At 41.7% G+C, this 17710-nt stretch carries 13 protein-coding genes; 11 read left to right on the plus strand and 2 right to left on the minus strand.

What is annotated here, in order from left to right:
• Positions 1-9: 9 nt before the first annotated feature.
• From HNR53_RS21685 to HNR53_RS21725, 9 genes are all read left to right on the plus strand, one after another.
• Positions 10-1194, plus strand: a complete 1185-nt coding sequence (locus tag HNR53_RS21685) for a CamS family sex pheromone protein (protein WP_184530025.1) — start codon at positions 10-12, stop codon at positions 1192-1194.
• Between the two features lie 312 nt (positions 1195-1506).
• Complete coding sequence (aceB, locus tag HNR53_RS21690) at positions 1507-3099, plus strand: malate synthase A (protein ID WP_184530027.1); 1593 nt, start codon at positions 1507-1509, stop codon at positions 3097-3099.
• Between the two features lie 115 nt (positions 3100-3214).
• Complete coding sequence (gene aceA / locus HNR53_RS21695) at positions 3215-4492, plus strand: isocitrate lyase (protein WP_184530029.1); 1278 nt, start codon at positions 3215-3217, stop codon at positions 4490-4492.
• Between the two features lie 423 nt (positions 4493-4915).
• Complete coding sequence (locus HNR53_RS21700; protein ID WP_184530031.1) at positions 4916-6793, plus strand: Ig-like domain-containing protein; 1878 nt, start codon at positions 4916-4918, stop codon at positions 6791-6793.
• 245 nt (positions 6794-7038) lie between these two features.
• Positions 7039-7479: a YueI family protein gene (locus HNR53_RS21705; protein WP_184530033.1), complete on the plus strand. Its 441-nt coding sequence runs from the start codon at positions 7039-7041 to the stop codon at positions 7477-7479.
• A 124-nt stretch (positions 7480-7603) separates the two neighbouring features.
• A complete protein-coding gene (gene gatC / locus HNR53_RS21710; protein ID WP_184530036.1) occupies positions 7604-7894 on the plus strand; it encodes an Asp-tRNA(Asn)/Glu-tRNA(Gln) amidotransferase subunit GatC in 291 nt (96 codons plus the stop codon).
• A 13-nt stretch (positions 7895-7907) separates the two neighbouring features.
• Positions 7908-9365 (plus strand): Asp-tRNA(Asn)/Glu-tRNA(Gln) amidotransferase subunit GatA, encoded by a 1458-nt coding sequence (gene gatA, locus HNR53_RS21715; protein ID WP_184530038.1) that lies wholly within the window; start codon positions 7908-7910, stop codon positions 9363-9365.
• Positions 9366-9377: 12 nt separating this feature from the next.
• Complete coding sequence (gene gatB / locus HNR53_RS21720) at positions 9378-10805, plus strand: Asp-tRNA(Asn)/Glu-tRNA(Gln) amidotransferase subunit GatB (protein ID WP_184530040.1); 1428 nt, start codon at positions 9378-9380, stop codon at positions 10803-10805.
• 149 nt (positions 10806-10954) lie between these two features.
• Positions 10955-11968, plus strand: coding sequence for a DUF3231 family protein (locus HNR53_RS21725; RefSeq protein ID WP_343065373.1), 1014 nt, complete (start codon positions 10955-10957; stop codon positions 11966-11968).
• A 35-nt stretch (positions 11969-12003) separates the two neighbouring features.
• Here HNR53_RS21725 and putP read toward each other — a convergent pair whose 3' ends face one another.
• Complete coding sequence (gene putP, locus HNR53_RS21730) at positions 12004-13497, minus strand: sodium/proline symporter PutP (RefSeq protein WP_184530044.1); 1494 nt, start codon at positions 13495-13497, stop codon at positions 12004-12006.
• 149 nt (positions 13498-13646) lie between these two features.
• A complete protein-coding gene (plsY, locus tag HNR53_RS21735; RefSeq protein ID WP_184530046.1) occupies positions 13647-14270 on the minus strand; it encodes a glycerol-3-phosphate 1-O-acyltransferase PlsY in 624 nt (207 codons plus the stop codon).
• Between the two features lie 519 nt (positions 14271-14789).
• On the opposite strand from plsY, the gene HNR53_RS21740 reads away from it, so the two are divergent.
• Positions 14790-15740 carry a diacylglycerol kinase gene (locus HNR53_RS21740; protein WP_184530048.1) on the plus strand — a complete coding sequence of 317 codons (951 nt, stop codon included), beginning with the start codon at positions 14790-14792 and terminating at the stop codon, positions 15738-15740.
• Between the two features lie 47 nt (positions 15741-15787).
• Complete coding sequence (locus HNR53_RS21745) at positions 15788-17347, plus strand: bifunctional metallophosphatase/5'-nucleotidase (protein WP_184530050.1); 1560 nt, start codon at positions 15788-15790, stop codon at positions 17345-17347.
• The last annotated feature ends 363 nt before the right edge of the window (positions 17348-17710 follow it).

Below are 17710 nucleotides of genomic sequence, written 5' to 3' on the forward strand. Positions count from 1 at the left end.
GTGTGGATCGTGAGGAAAATCATTTATGGGACTCTCGTTGCTGTGTTATTGCTTGCCGGATGTGCACCTAATTTTCAAAAACAAGAAGAGGTTGTGCAGAATCAAAAGGATTCCGAGGAAAAGGCGATTATACCGAAATATAAAATATCTGAAGAATATTACCGGACTATTCTTCCCTTTAAAGCGTCTGAGTCCCGGGGGTTGGTCGTCAATAATTTAAATACCCGCTATGATATTAGTGAATTTGAAACAGGGTTAATGCGGGTGGCACAGACTCAATTTGATCCGGACAAGTATTTGTTTCAGGAAGGGCAGTATTTAAAAAGAGAAACAGTCAGTTTATGGCTGAATCGCAAATTTACGGATGAACAATTTGCGCAAAAAATGAAAGAAAACAAAAAGCTCAAGGAATCCGATAATATCGGTCTTAATCCTATCGACGCGGGAGTAGGTACGGTCAAAGAACGAAATGAAAAAAGTCCAATTTATTTGGCGCATATATTGGAGCACAACTACTTAATTAAAGGGGAAAATGACAAAGTCAGTCTTGGCGGTGTGGTCATTGGTCTGGCATTAAACTCTGTTCACTACTATCAAGAGGTTCAATACGGAGCAACTTATGAAACGGATATATCCCATGAGGTGGTAGAACAGAAAGGCAAGGAAATCGCCCAAGAGGTCATAAACCGGCTGCGGACGATTGACGGGCTGAAGGATGTACCGATTACCATTGCTTTATTTGAACAGAAAAGCAGAACATCGGTCGTTCCAGGGAATTTCTTCAGTTATGCCACTGTGAACAGCGGCAATTCGGAAATCAATGATTGGAAAAAGATTAACGAGAAATATATGTTATTCCCTTCAGGTGAAGCAACGGAACAGCACCGGGATGATGCTACGGCATTTTCGAATTTTAAACAGGATGTAGAAAAATATTTTCCGAACTTTAACGGGGTTGTCGGCAAGGCATTTTATGCAGGAGGGAACTTGCAAAGCTTAAGTATCGACATTCCGATTCAATTTTACGGAAAAACAGAGGCAATCGGCTTTACGCAATTTGTAACGGGAAAAGTAATGGAGCATTTTCCGGATTATATTGCGGTTGAAGTCAATGTATCTTCGGTAAATGGACCTGAAGCGTTAATTGTCAAGAAAGCCGAACAGAAGGAGCCATTCGTTCATATTTATCAATAATGCATAAGAAGGCACAGATTGTGTCTTCTTTTTTTGCGTGCAGTTTCAAAAGGCGGTCATTGCATGGACGCCAAAAGCGGGGACTATGACTATAAGTGTAAATTTCACCTACTGCGTGTGAAAAATAAGACTAATCTTTCCGGATGGATAATAGACTGAACTATAGTTTGTTTAGATGTTGTTGAGGGAATAGTAGATCTATTTTGAAAAGTGCTAAATTTTAGAAAAAACATGTTTCATTTTAGTCTTAACTGTTATATAATACGTTTAGTAACTAAAATATGTATTATAACAAGGAGTGATTTGAATAGTATGTCCACTCAAACTACCGGAATTCAAATTGTTGGAGCACTGAAACCAGGATATGAGGAAATACTAACTCCACAAGCACTCAAGTTTCTTGAAGAAATTGAAACAAGGTTTAGTGCAAGGAGAAAAGAACTTTTGGAAATGAGACGGAACAGGCAGCAAGACATTGACCGGGGAAAACTGCCAACCTTCCTGCCTGAAACAGAAGACATTCGCAATGGTGATTGGACAATTAGACCATTGCCGAAGGATCTGCAAGACCGGCGGGTGGAAATCACAGGACCGACCGATCGGAAAATGATCATTAATGCCCTGAATTCAGGTGCAAAAGTGTTTATGGCAGACTGTGAAGATGCTACATCGCCAACATGGGAAAGCATTATCGAAGGACAAATCAATTTAAGAGATGCAGTGAATCGAACAATCTCTTTTAAGAATCCAGATGGAAAAGAATACAGGCTGCAGGATGAAACAGCTGTATTGCTTGTTCGTCCCCGTGGATTGCACTTGGAAGAGAAGAATCTATTATTAGCGGGAAAAAGGATTTCCGGTAGTTTCGTAGATTTCGGACTGTATTTCTTCCACAACGTGAATCAACTTCTCCAACGCGGCACAGGTCCGTACTTTTACTTACCAAAACTCGAAAGCCATCTAGAGGCCAGACTGTGGAATGATGTCTTTAATTTTGCCCAGGACTACCTGAGTATTCCGAAGGGGACGATTAAAGCGACAGTGCTGATTGAAACCATTCTTGCTTCCTTTGAAATGAATGAAATTCTCTTTGAATTAAAAGATCATTCAGCAGGATTAAACTGCGGCCGCTGGGATTATATTTTTAGCTATATCAAGAAACTCCGTAATCAAGATGAAATCATCCTTCCAGATCGTTCCCAAGTCACCATGACTGTACCATTCATGAGATCATACTCACTGTTAACCATTCAAACCTGCCACCGGCGTAATGCACCCGCTATCGGGGGAATGGCGGCACAAATCCCGGTGCGGAATAATCCGCAGGCAAATGAAGAAGCATTTGCCAAGGTTCGTGCAGACAAGGAACGCGAGGCACGCGACGGACATGATGGAACATGGGTTGCACATCCAGGGCTTGTTCCGGTAGCGCTGGAAGTTTTCAATCGTGAAATGCCGCAAAAGAATCAAATCAATTCAGGAAAACAAATGGATATTACCGTAGCGCCGGAGGAGCTGTTGGCTGTTCCGGATGGAACCATTACAGAAGCTGGGGTGCGAATGAATATTAATGTCGGTATTCAATATACAGCCTCCTGGTTATGCGGCAGAGGTGCTGCACCGATTTATAACCTCATGGAAGATGCAGCAACTGCTGAAATCAGCCGCGCCCAACTGTGGCAATGGATTCGTCATCCTAAAGGAATCTTAGATGACGGAAGAAAAATCACAGTTGAAATGTATCAGAGACTGAAGGCGGAAGAATTAGTGCGGATTCAATCGGAGTTGGGCGAGGAAGCCTACAGAAATGGACGTTTTGAAGAAGCAATTAAATTATTTGACCGTTTAATCTTACAGGATGAGTTTGCGGACTTCTTAACTTTGCCTGGTTATGAAGCACTGTAAAGACAAAATACTAGTTATCATGCCGGGGGATTACTGGGATTAAGTCCTTTGGTATAAAGAAGTGACGGAATATTCAATTTATTATAATAAAAATATACTAAGGGAGGATTTTAATATGACAGATGCAAGAGTACAACAATTACGTGAAAGCTGGAGCCAAGAAAGATGGAACGGAATTAAAAGACCTTATTCTGCAGAGGATGTCATCAAACTGCGGGGTTCCATTGACATTGAGTATACACTGGCACGCCGCGGCGCTGAAAAGCTGTGGAAGCTTTTAAAAGAAGAGGATTATGTTCATGCATTAGGTGCATTGACCGGAAATCAAGCTGTTCAGCAAGTAAAAGCGGGTCTTAAGGCGATTTATTTGAGCGGCTGGCAGGTAGCGGCAGATGCAAACCTTGCCGGACAAATGTATCCTGACCAAAGCTTATATCCGGCTAACAGTGTTCCGTCTGTAGTGAAACGTATCAACCAGGCTCTTCAACGTGCAGACCAAATTCATCATACTGAAGGAGATCATACCATTGATTGGTTTGCTCCAATTATGGCAGATGCGGAAGCAGGATTTGGCGGTCAGTTAAACGTATTTGAACTCATGAAAGGTATGATTGAAGCGGGTGCCTCCGGGGTTCACTTTGAAGACCAGCTTTCTTCCGAGAAAAAATGCGGCCATCTTGGAGGAAAGGTTCTCCTTCCTACGCAAACAGCTGTGCGCAATCTCATTGCAGCCCGCTTGGCAGCAGACGTGATGGGAGTACCAACAATCTTAGTGGCACGGACAGATGCGGATGCTGCAGACCTGATTACAAGTGATGTTGACCCATATGATCGACCGTTTATTACAGGTGAGCGGACAGCGGAAGGATTTTTCCGTACTAAAGCGGGCCTTGACCAAGCGATTGCTCGGGGACTTGCCTATGCACCATATGCCGACCTGATCTGGTGCGAAACATCTGAACCGAATCTCGAAGATGCAAAACGTTTTGCTGATGCCATCCATGAAAAGTTCCCTGGCAAGCCGCTTGCTTATAACTGTTCGCCATCCTTTAACTGGAAAGCAAAACTTGATGAAGAAACCATTGCTAAGTTCCAAAGTGAAATCGCAAAAATGGGCTATAAATTCCAATTCGTAACCCTTGCCGGTTTCCATGCGTTGAACCACAGCATGTTTGAATTAGCCCGCGGTTATAAAGATCGTGGAATGGCTGCTTATTCTGAATTGCAGCAGGGAGAATTCCAAAGTGAACAGTACGGCTATACCGCAACAAGACATCAGCGCGAAGTAGGAACAGGCTACTTCGATCAAGTAGCAACCATTGTATCAGGAGGAACCTCTTCCACAACGGCACTAAAAGGTTCAACAGAGGAAGCACAGTTTACTTCCAAATAAAACAAGGGGACGGTTCTCCCGTTTCCCTAATTACTTCCATATCCCCTCGCGCGGCAGTCCGGCTTCGCTGCTTCGATCGTGTGAGGGTATCCAATATTTAAGAAAACCCCCTTCTTTGAAGGGGGTTTTACATTGGGGCACGTTTGTTTTCGCATACCCTCTTTTCAGTTAATAAATAAAAGTACAATTTTGTTAAAATATGGGATTATGGGTGTATTTCTTAAGTATGAATAGCTGGTAGAGCAGATGGTAGAATCGTAAATTACGCGATCAAATTATGCCATTGTTCTTATTTCTGCGCCTAATCTCCAATTTTAGTTAAAATATGTAAAATTCTAACAGTTATAAGGTACTATATATTAATTGTAGATTTATTATTAAGATAATTTTGAATAGTGGTCAAGTTGAAAAGGGGGATTTTTCATGAGGAAAACGGCAAAAGGCTTCTATATTTGTCTGGCGGTGATACTATCTGTTTTATTAGCCTTCGGAGCACCGGTAATGGCTGCCGCTCAGCATCCATTTAAAGATGTTATCTCCAGGTATGATGAATCCGTTGGTTATTTTTACAATGCCGGGGTAATTAACGGGACAAGTAAAACGGAATTTGGCACATATGACTCCTTGAAAAGGGGGGACGCGGCGGTTATTCTATCTAGAGCTTTGAGTTTAGACGCAGCCAATGCGCCAGATGCGGGATTTAAAGATGTAAACAGCCGCATGAAAGGACATGTGAATGCTCTAGTTAAAGAAGGAATTATGAATGGATTCAGTGATACTGTATTTTCTCCGGATAGTTATCTGACCCGCGGGCAAATGGCCAGTATCCTTGTACACGCATTTAACTTAGAGAACTATGCCAAACCAACTCCATTTACCGATTTGTCCATCTCCTTCAAGGATGAAATCGAGGCGCTTTATGGTGCAGGTATTACCGGTGGAATCTCTGCCACGAAGTATGGAACAAACGAACAAATTAAACGCGGTGATTTTACGTTCCTGCTTTATAAAACTATGAAACTGGCTGCTGAATCTACGGTGAAAAATGTGAACGCCATCGATCCGATTCATGTTCCCGCTGGCGCTGTCTTAGCAGAGGTCAATCTGCCGCAGACTGTGGGTGTCGTTTATAATGACGGAGCCGCCGGCACAAGAAAGGTACAGTGGAATACAACCGGATTAGATTTAAACACATCAGCAGAATATACGCTGCAAGGGGCAGTTGAGGGAACGGCTTTAAAAGCAAGCGTAAAAGTGGTTGTTCATAATCCTAGCGTACAGCAGCCTAGTGATATCACGGTTGTGAAGGGAACAAGCCTTGCCAATGTCAATTTACCAAAACAAGTCAAACTAACTTACAATGGCAGTATGACGGTAAACAGAAATGTTACTTGGGATACAACAGGTCTTGATTTAGATAAGGCCGGTACTTATGTGTTAAGCGGTGAAGTAGACCGACTATACCGATACACGACGATTAAGGTGATTGTAAAGAATACGAATGTGGAAGCACTGCAGGATATTAAAGTAGCAAAAGGAACGGCATTGAAGGATGTTCCGCTGCCAACGCAGGTTAAACTTCTTTACAATGACGGAACTTATGAATACAAAAATGTCACCTGGAATGTCTCCGGATTAAATTTAAACAAGTCAGGCGAATATGTACTGACCGGAGCCATTGCTAATACGCAATGGACGGCAACGGTTAAGGTCATTGTGACAGAAGATCGATATCCGGACAGAGTAGAATTGAATACATCATCTGTCACGCTGCAAAAAGGAACATCTATTCAGCTGAATGCTGTGCTTTACCCAAGCAATGTGACAAATAAAGTTGTTTACTGGTCCTCAAGCAATAACTCTGTCGCAACGGTTAATGGATCCGGCAACGTAACAGCTGTTGCCACAGGTCAGGCTGTCATCGTTGTCACAACCGCTAATGGAAAAACGGCTGCAGCTACGATTACTGTCGTTGATAACTATGTACCAAATCTTGAAGTGAATGCTTATGCCGGTATCGTAGATAGCAACAACTGGATTAAGAGAATCAATTTTGCTATTAATAATAATGGCTCCAATACCGTTTCATTGGAAAAAATTGAGGTTTACGAGGGCGTAACGATTGATGAAACCTACACAAAAGCTGAGCTTGAGAGCAATAACATCACAACGTCCATTACCCCTAATATGCGTTGGACTATGCATATAGACTGGTCCTATGGACTAAATCCCGACACCAGCTCTGTAAAAATCTACATCAAAGCAAATGGCCAAACCTACGTATATACAAGAGAAGTATAAACAGGGGGACGATTCTCCTGTTCCACTAATTATTACCATTTAACATTAGAATGGATAAATCCTCCCGTGAGGCAGTAAGAGATGCTGATTCTGCCGTGCGGGAGGATTTTTTGCTATATTCATATCAATCCGCCCCCCCTCCGCCGCTGCATGCTTTTCACAGAAATTGGGGATGCTGACAATATTCACTTTATTTGCATTTGAGGCATACATAATAGTAAATATAAAAGGAGGAGGGATCTGATTTGAATAAGCCGGATGTTGAAGATTATCTTACGCAGGGAATACATGGCGCGAAGGAAACGAATCCTGATGAAAGAAGAAAATTTCTTGGCGGTCTGCGGGAACGGGTAGAAATTGCCCTGACCCAGGAACAAGTAAAGGAGGATGCCGTCTACCAGGAAGTAGAGCAGGCCATGAAGAATCATAAAGAAACCCAGCTCCTGTTAAATGGACATCTCGATTATGGATATTTATCAAAATATATCAAAATAGCGGATCAAAATAACATCCCTTATACTATGGTAACCAATGAAGACCATAACTCAGATATTGGACTCGTCTTGGCACATAAAGAAGCGGTCGATAAGGAAAATATTTTTGTCACAAAGAAATTTGACATTTCTGAGCAGCAGAAAGAAAAAAAGGGGATCTTTTCTTTTTTTAATAAAATCCTTGGTTCTTAATAAGTAGAAAAAAAGGGTCAGCCACGCTAGCATATCGAGGGCTGATCCTCTTGTTTAGAGCGGTAAAGTTTGATATTATCAATATTATTGTGCGATTGTTCGATAACCTTGGAGGTGACATGAAATGACAAGAATTACAATCGATGAAGTAAAGCATGTAGCGAATTTAGCGAGACTTGCGATTACCGAAGATGAGGCTGACAAGTTTGCCAAACAGCTGGATGCCATTATCACATTTGCCGAGCAATTAAATGAATTAGATACAGACAACATTGAGCCAACATCCCACGTGCTGGATATGAAAAATGTTTTCCGCGAAGATGTGGCGAAGCCGGGATTGCCGGTGGAAGAAGTAGTGAAAAATGCACCAGATCATGAAGATGGTCAAATTAAGGTGCCGGCCATTATAGACTAAGGAGGAGAGACGGTTGAGTTTGTTTGATCATACAGTAGCAGATCTTCAGGAACTGCTGCAAAAAAAAGAACTCACAGTGTCTGACCTTGTCGATGAATCTTTTAAAAGGATTCATGAAGTAGATGACAAGGTACAGGCATTTTTAACGTTAGATGAAGAAAGAGCCAGAGAAACAGCGAAGAAATTTGACGAGAAGCTTGGTACTGATGCATCCAAAGGGCTTCTTTTTGGCATGCCGATTGGAGTAAAAGATAATATCGTCACGAAAGACCTACGTACAACTTGTGCCAGCCGAATTCTCGAAAATTTTGACCCGATTTACAATGCGACAGTAGTGGAACATTTACATAATGCAGAAACCATAACGATCGGTAAATTAAATATGGACGAGTTTGCGATGGGATCTTCAACGGAGAATTCATACTACCGCAAAACGCGCAACCCTTGGAATCTCGATACAGTTCCAGGCGGTTCTTCAGGCGGTTCCGCAGCATCTGTGGCAGCCGGCGAGGTTCTCTTTTCATTAGGCTCTGATACAGGAGGCTCTATCCGCCAGCCTGCATCTTTCTGCGGCGTTGTAGGATTGAAGCCGACTTATGGACGGGTATCACGCTTTGGCTTAGTAGCCTTTGCTTCCTCCTTAGATCAAATTGGACCGATTTCCCGCACAGTGGAAGATAATGCCCGTTTATTGAACGTACTCTGCGGTTTGGATCCAATGGATTCAACTTCAGCTAATATTGAAGTGCCCGACTTTACCGCCGGCTTGACAGGCGATATCAAAGGTTTGAAAATCGCTGTACCGAAAGAATACTTAGGCGAGGGTGTCGGTGAAGAAGCACGCCAGTCTGTATTAGACGCACTGAAAGTATTAGAAGGTCTTGGCGCCGTTTGGGAAGAGGTATCATTACCGCATTCCAAATATGCATTAGCGGCTTATTATTTGCTTTCTTCTTCAGAAGCATCAGCAAACTTAGCCCGTTTTGACGGTGTCCGCTACGGCTACCGTTCACCAAACTCGGAAAGTTTAATGGACCTTTATAAAAATACAAGAGCAGAAGGCTTCGGCGATGAAGTAAAACGCCGTATTATGCTGGGCACATTCGCATTAAGCTCCGGCTACTATGATGCTTACTATAAAAAGGCACAAAAGGTTCGTACACTGATTAAAAAAGACTTTGAAGATGTCTTTGAAAAATATGATGTGATCGTTGGTCCAACAACACCGACACCTGCCTTCAAGATCGGTGAAAAGATTTCTGACCCGTTAACGATGTATGCGAACGATATTTTAACTATTCCAGTGAACCTTGCAGGTGTACCGGGAATATCCGTTCCATGCGGATTTGTGGGTGGTCTTCCATTAGGACTGCAAATTATTGGAAAGCACTTTGATGAAAGCACAGTATACCGCGTGGCACATGCCTATGAACAAGCAACAGATTATCATAAGCAAAAGCCTGCACTGTAAGGGGGGAGAACATTGGAATTTGAAACAGTCATTGGACTAGAGGTCCATGTAGAGTTAAAAACGGAATCGAAAATTTTTTCCGCGAGCCCAAATAAATTTGGTGCTGAGCCAAATACAAATACATCGGTCATTGAACTGGGATATCCGGGAGTGCTGCCGGTATTAAATAGAAAAGTTGTCGACTACGGCATGAAGGCTTGTATGGCTTTAAACTGTCAGGTTGCAACAGAGACAAAGTTTGACCGGAAAAACTACTTCTATCCGGATAATCCAAAGGCATACCAAATCTCACAATTTGATAAGCCGATTGGTGAGCACGGCTGGATTGAAATTGAAGTCGACGGATATAAGAAAAAGATCGGTATTACCCGCATTCACTTGGAAGAAGATGCCGGTAAATTAAATCATGGCTACGGCTATTCTTTATGCGACTATAACCGTCAAGGAACACCATTAATTGAAATTGTTTCAGAACCTGATATCCGTACTCCTAATGAAGCCTATGCTTATTTGGAAAAATTAAAATCAATCATTCAATACACTGGCGTTTCCGATTGTAAAATGGAAGAAGGTTCTCTGCGCTGCGATGCGAATATTTCTCTTCGTCCGGTTGGTCAAGAAGAATTCGGAACAAAAGCAGAGTTAAAGAACTTAAACTCCTTCAACTTTGTCCGCAAAGGGCTTGAGCATGAAGAAATCAGACAAGCTGCCGTATTACGCTCCGGTGGTGTGATTGAACAGGAAACACGCCGGTATGATGAAGCAACGAATACAACGATTCTTATGCGGGTAAAAGAAGGATCAGATGATTACCGTTATTTCCCTGAGCCGGATTTACTTGACGTAATCATTGACGACGAGTGGAAGGCAAGAGTTCGTGCGGAAATTCCGGAGCTTCCGGATGCGCGCCAAAAACGCTATGTTGAAGAACTTGGTCTGCCTGAATATGATGCGGCTGTTTTAACGGTAACGAAAGAAATGGCTGATTTCTTTGAAGCGACTGTTGCAGCAGGTGCAGACGCAAAGCTCGCTTCGAACTGGATGATGGGTGATGTGTCAGCGTCATTGAAGGCGGAGCAAAAAGAATTACATGAAGCAGCTCTCACTCCGGAAGGTCTTGCCGGCATGATCAAATTAATTGAAAATGGCACGATTTCTTCTAAGATTGCCAAACAGGTCTTTAAAGAGCTATTTGAAAACGGCGGCGACGCTGAAAAAATCGTCAAAGAAAAAGGCCTTGTTCAGGTATCTGACGAAGGTGCTTTATTAAAATGGGTCCAAGAAGCCATCGCTAACAATCCGAAGTCTGTAGAAGACTACAAAAACGGAAAAGGAAAAGCGGTTGGATCCCTTGTCGGTCAGGTGATGAAGGCATCAAAAGGACAAGCGAATCCGCAAATGGTGAATAAGTTATTAGTCGAAGAATTAAATAAATTATAAAATGAAAGGCACTGGTGAAGGTTCATCAGTGTCTTTTTAAGTGTGGATTTAAGAAATGCAGCCATAGCCTTCTGTTTATTTTACATATAAAAAGAGTTATAAGGGAACAAATAATGGTATGACTTATGTATTTCCCTGGAGGTAGAAATGTGGAAAAAAATAATAGAAGGCTGACTTCTGCAGAGATCACCAATTTAATTACCCAGTTCGAGCAGGAAACGATGTCTGTTTGTGTTGGCAAGTATGTATTAGCAACGGTAAAGGATGCTCAAATCCATTCTCTATACCAGCGCTCACTGGAAATATCTGAAAAGCATTTGAAAAAAATGAAGGAACTTTTTAAAACTGAAAAATTCCCTGTGCCTCACGGTCTTACTGAAGAAGATGTAAATTTAGAGGCTCCACCGTTATTTACGGATTCTTTTTGGCTGGAATATTTATATTCTTTAATCCATATTGGGCTATCGGGATATAGTTTGTCTCTCAGTATTTCTGTGCGCAGAGATATTCGCGATTATTACTATCAATGTAATCTTGAAGCTATGGATTTATACAATAAAATAACCGATCTTCTTTTAGAAAAAGGAAATTTTGAACCACCGCCCTATTTTGCTGTTCCAAAAAAAGTTGAATATATAAAGGGCTTAGGCTACACATTGAATGTGCTTGGTAAAAAGAGACCTTTAAATGTAGCAGAGGCAGGAAATGTCTATGTTAATTTAACGATGACTCGACTGGCAAAGGGGCTTTGTCTTGGATTTCATCAAGTAGTAAGGAGCCAAGAGGTAAAGGAGTTTTTAGAAGAAGTCATAAAAGTGATTAATAAAAACTATGGGATTTTTTCAAAAGTGCTAACGGAAAATAATCTCCAATCACCTTCGCTTTTGGATACACAGGTGACGAAATCAACCATTCCCCCCTTTTCTGATAGGCTGATGATGCTGAAGACAGGGTTTCTGCTAGGGGCATCACTCTCGTATTACGGTACTGCCTTAGTTGCAAGCCTAAGAGTGGATTTAATATCACATTGCGAGGCGGCCATTTTAAGGGGGTTAAAGCTAATGCCGAGCTGGGGGTCAATTGCTATTCGTAATCAATGGATTGAAAAGTTGCCGGAAGCGGATGACCGTGCCGACATTCCCTTAGATCGAAAAGAAGGATAGATAAGACAGGTATGCGCTTATCTATCCTTCTTGTTTTAATTTTCGTCTTTTAGCAATCGTACGCTTTCGCTAAATTCCTGTTCAATCGTCTCATTATGTTTGTAAGTGAGTAAGCTAACGATAATAATGGCGATTAAGTTCACGATAAAGCCAGGGACAATTTCGTATAATTGGAATGGAATAACGCCAATATCCGTTAATTTTGCCCAAATAATGACCGTTGCGGCACCGGAAATGAGTCCTGCAATAGCCCCCCAGTTGGTCATTTTTCGCCAGAATAAGCTGAGGAGAATCACCGGACCAAATGAACCGCCAAAGCCAGCCCAAGCATAGGCAACAAGATTCAAGATGGTATTATCCTGTTCAAAGGCAAGGACTGCTGCAATAATTGAAACGACGAGAACGGCCATTCTTCCTAAAAAGACATATTCACGGTCACTTCCGTTTTTACGCAATAACACCTTATATAAATCCTGTATCAGAGCACTTGAAGTAACGATTAACTGCGATGAGACAGTACTCATAATGGCGGCCAGTACAGCTGCGAGCAGAAATCCGGCCACAAGCGGGTGAACTAGGATTTGTCCGAGTGTTAGGAACACTGCTTCAGGGTTTTCAAGATTATACTGCGGAAATTTTTCAAAAAAGGCAATCCCGATCAAGGCTGTAAAAACCGTGCCAAGTAAGGAAAAAATCATCCAGCTCATGCCAATGCGGCGGGCGCTTGCTGTTTCCTTAACGGTTTTGATGGCCATAAAACGAACGATGATGTGCGGTTGGCCAAAGTAGCCGAGTCCCCATGCTAATGCAGAAATGATACCGACGGTGGTTGTTCCTTTAAAAAAGTCAAGCAAGGCCGGATCGATAGACCGGATGGTATCAAATGTCTCAACAGGTCCTCCGGTATGGAAAATAGCAATAGCCGGAACGAGCAATAATGCCACCAGCATCATTAATCCTTGAAGGAAATCCGTATAGCTTACTGCAAGGAACCCTCCGAAAAGGGTATAGGCAACGGTTATTCCAGCTACAATTAATAAGCCTGTATGATAGTCGATGCCAAAGGAGCTTTCAAAGAAAACGCCGCCAGAAACCATTCCGGAAGAAACATAAAAGGTAAAAAAGATTAAGATAACAATACCAGATATAATTCTTAATAGTTTTGTTGAATCTTTAAAACGGTTGTCGAGGTAGCCGGGAATCGTAATCGAATCGTTTGCTACTTTTGTATAAGAGCGCAGGCGCGGGGCGACGAAAAACCAGTTTGCATAAGAGCCAAGTGTCAGGCCGACAGCAATCCAGGCATCAGCTAAACCAGTGACATAAATCCCCCCGGGCAGCCCCATTAAGAGCCAGCCGCTCATATCCGCAGCCCCTGCACTTAATGCCGTAACGGCTGGACCTAATGAACGCCCGCCAAGCATAAAATCAGATAAATTTCTTGTCTTGTTATAAGAAAACCATCCGATGATTAGCATAGCAGCCATATAAACCGCAATTGAAATCAGTTGATATCCTCCATCAGACATCTATTTCCCTCCTTTTCATTATTTTGCAAATATTTTATCAAAATAACTTTTTTAACAATCTTTTATATTTTATAGTTTTCTGGGAGTATTGACAACCTGTTTAATACTGGAACTTCCAATATGGTCCTTAATACGAGATTACTATTCTGCTATTTTATTTTCTTCTTTGGTTGTATTCGATCCTTTGCTAAATTCTTATCATTTATCTTTGGTTCTTTATGATTGATAAAGTTTCGAATGTTTGTCCGATGCAGAAAAATAAGCAATAGAAGAAAAGATAAAAAAATGAGGTCATTTTTCGGATCTGCATCCATGAGAGAATACATCAGCAGGACCATTCCAACAGAAAGGGAGCCAAAGAAAACATATTTCGAAATAAAGATGACAAGAAAGAAACAAATATAAGTAATAAAGAAAAGCTGCACATCTGCTATCAGCAGCATGCCCGCTGTGGTCGCAATCGCCTTCCCGCCTCTAAATCCGGCAAAGATGGGAAAACAATGTCCAATCACCGCTATAAGTCCGGGATAGAACGGGGAAATATCTGCATGAAAAAATAACGGCAGCAACGAAGCTAGGGCTCCTTTTCCTACATCGATGAGCAGAACGATAATGGCCGCCTTTTTCCCAAGTACCCTCAGCGTATTGGTGGCACCTGGGTTGTTACTCCCGTGCTCGCGGATATCGACGTCGAAAAAAATCTTTCCGACCATCAATGCTGTGGGAATCGAACCAATTAAGTAGGCAAGAATAAATACGAATAAAAATGTCATAATACCATCCTTTTTGCTAGTATTTTTTTAAAAAAAGGCTGTGTTAAAGATCAATGTTGATTTTTATGTCCTTTGTTGATTGGAGTGGAAGGCACGAAGACTCCCGCGGGAGAAGCGAGACAGACGAGACCCCGGAGACACGAAGTGTCGAGGAGGCTCGTCGGTCGCCCGCAGAACCGTGCGTGCCTGGAACGGAAATCAACAATCAAGTTTAACAGAGCTTAAAAAAAGTTGATGAAGAAGTTGAAAATAAGAGGTGATTACCATTTAATTATGGCATAGAAAGCTCAGTTTTTGGATGGAAATCTGAAGAGTTCACCCCTTGTACGAACATATATCTTAATCAATCGTTTGATTAACAAAAGAACCGTTTTAATGCAAATTTTCGTTTGGAAATAATCTTCCAAATGGCAGGAGAATGGGTGAAAAAATTGCCTTGTCCGTTTGTTTGGGCTATTATGGAAAAGATGAAAAGTGATAAAAAATTTCTGCATTATTTTATAAAATGGGATGATGGGTATGAAAAGAGCAAGAGTGATATATAATCCTACTTCTGGCCGCGAATCATTTAAAAAACATTTGCCGGAAGTGCTGGATATTTTGGAAAACGCAGGCTATGAAACCTCCTGTCATGCAACAACCGCTGCCGGTGATGCCACTACTGAGGCGCGGCGTGCTGTGGAACGCCGCTTTGACTTAGTTGTGGCAGCCGGCGGGGATGGAACGATTAATGAAGTTGTGAATGGGATGGCTGAGCAGGAATACCGTCCAAAGCTGGGTGTCATTCCAGTCGGGACAACCAATGATTTTGCCAGAGCATTGCAAATTCCCCGTGATATTTCAGCAGCCGCTGAAATCATTGCCAAAGGCGATACGATTCCTGTGGATATCGGACGAATGGATGATAAATATTTTATTAACATCGCTGGCGGAGGCCGTTTAACAGAATTGACCTATGACGTTCCAAGCAAACTGAAAACGATGCTAGGACAACTTGCTTACTATTTAAAAGGAATGGAAATGCTGCCGGGTTTAAAGGCTACCCAAGTGAGAATTGAATATGACGGGAAGCTGTTTGAAGGCGAGGTTATGCTTTTTTTAGTCGCCTTAACCAATTCAGTCGGCGGTTTTGAAAAGCTGTCACCAAACTCCTCTATTAATGATGGCATGTTCTCGCTTTTAATTTTGAAGGATACGAATCTTGCCGATTTTATTCGGATTGCTTCATTGGCCATCAGGGGAGAACATATTAATGATCCGAATGTTATCTATACATTAGCAAATCGCATCAAAGTAACATCAGAGGAAAAGGTGCAATTAAATTTAGACGGTGAGTTCGGTGGACTGCTGCCGGCGGAGTTCGTCAATTTGTACCGTCATTTTGAAGTATTTGTACCGATTGATAAAATCCGTTCAGAAGATATGCCAGAGGACTGGATTGAGCAAGTGAAGAAAGAAAAAGAAGCTTGAGGGACATTTCCTCAAGCTTTCATTACGTTGCAAAGGAGGGTGTGCAAATGCAAAACATAGAAATTCGACTTTTAATAACCAGTGATATCCATGGGTATGTCTTTCCAACATCATTTCGGGATCAGAAAGAAGAAAATCTAGGATTGGCCAAACTGGCGACGATCATAAAAGAGAAGCGGAAGGAAGGACATGTCATATTAATCGATAATGGCGATTTTATCCAGGGAAGTCCACTTACCTTTTATCATCATAAATTTAGAGATAAGATGAAGAATCCAATGGTCACAGCAGCCAATTATTTGAAATACGATGCGGTGACGTTGGGCAATCACGAATTTAATTTCGGTCTGTCTGTCTTAAAGGATATAATGGTCCAATCCGAGTTCCCCTGGCTGTCAGCCAACATAATAAATGATGATGGGGGCTATTTAGGGACACCATATGTGGTCAAAGTTATTGCAGGTCTCCGGATCGTGCTTTTAGGTCTGACAACCCATTACGTACCCCATTGGGAAGAGTCTGTCCATATTGAAGGGCTTCAGTTTGAAGATGCTCTTCATTCTGCACAGAAATGGGTCAATTATATTCGCCGTCATGAAGAGATTGATTTGCTTATTGTCTGTTATCATGGTGGATTCGAGCGTGATTTGCAAACAGGGGAGCTAGTAGAAAAAGAGTCAGGGGAAAATCAAGGCTATGCCATGTGCCGGGAACTTGAAGGGATCGATGTTCTCGTTACGGGCCACCAGCATCGGGAAATTGCGGAAAAGGTGCTGGGCAAAACTGTGATCCAACCGGGGACAAAAGGTTCTTGTCTTGGTGAAATTGTTATTACCGTTACAAAAGATGAGGAGCGCATCGTTTCGATCTCGCATGAACCTTCTCTAATCTATGTTGATGATCAGGTACAGGCCGATGAGGAAGTATGCACGCAGCTTCGACCACTTTATGATGAAACAGAAGAGTGGCTGAATCGACCGATTGGTGTAGTTGAGGGTGATATGTATATTCATGATCCATTCCAAGCAAGGCTGAAGGAACATCCATATGTTGAATTTATCAATAGCGTACAGCTTCACGTTTCGGGAGCAGAAATTTCCTGTACAGCCCTTTTTCATAATAAACCGGGTGGATTTCTTAATCATGTAACGATGCGGCAAATTGTAGCAAATTATATTTACCCGAATACACTGAAGGTGATTGAATTAAGCGGCATGGATATAAAGGAAGCACTTGAACAGTCGGCAACATATTTTGCGCTGAAAGATGGGGAAATCAGTATCAATCCGAAATTTGAGTATCCAAAACAGCAGTATTATAACTACGATATGTGGGAAGGTATCGAATATGAATTGAAGATTTCTAATCCTATTGGAGAACGGGTTACAAAGCTTCTCGTTAACGGCAAACCAATTGTTCCAGAAAGAAAGTTTACAGTCGTGATGAACAGCTACCGTGCTTCAGGAGCGGGGAATTTCCCAATGTTTCAAAATAAATCTGTCTTAAAAGAAATTCAAACTGATATGACAGAGTTAATAGCACAGCAGTTAATGGATAGGAAAATCATTCGCGCCGAATGTAATCATAATTGGCGAGTGATCGTTTAAATGGAGGGACAGTTCCTTGTCCCATTTGCTCTGCTACCCTTTATCAGAGAAAAATTTCGTATTCTTGATATGATTAGAAAAAAACTTATAAAAGAAGTTGACTTCGATGAAGAGGGGTGGTATATTATTACATGTCGCTGATACGAGAACAGTTTTAAAAAAAACAATCTCAAAAAACAGTTGACATCACACAAACGTGAAGATATAATAACAAAAGTCGCCAACGATTAACAGGCGAATAAATTGTTCTTTGAAAACTAAACAAACAAAAACGTCAACGTTAATTCTAGTTGTGTTTAACAACAAAATTTATGAGCTAACTCATACTCTTTATCGCGATTAACGAACAGTAATATCCTTCGG

This window comes from Bacillus benzoevorans (genome assembly GCF_014207535.1).
GTDB lineage: Bacteria > Bacillota > Bacilli > Bacillales > Cytobacillaceae > Bacillus_BD > Bacillus_BD benzoevorans.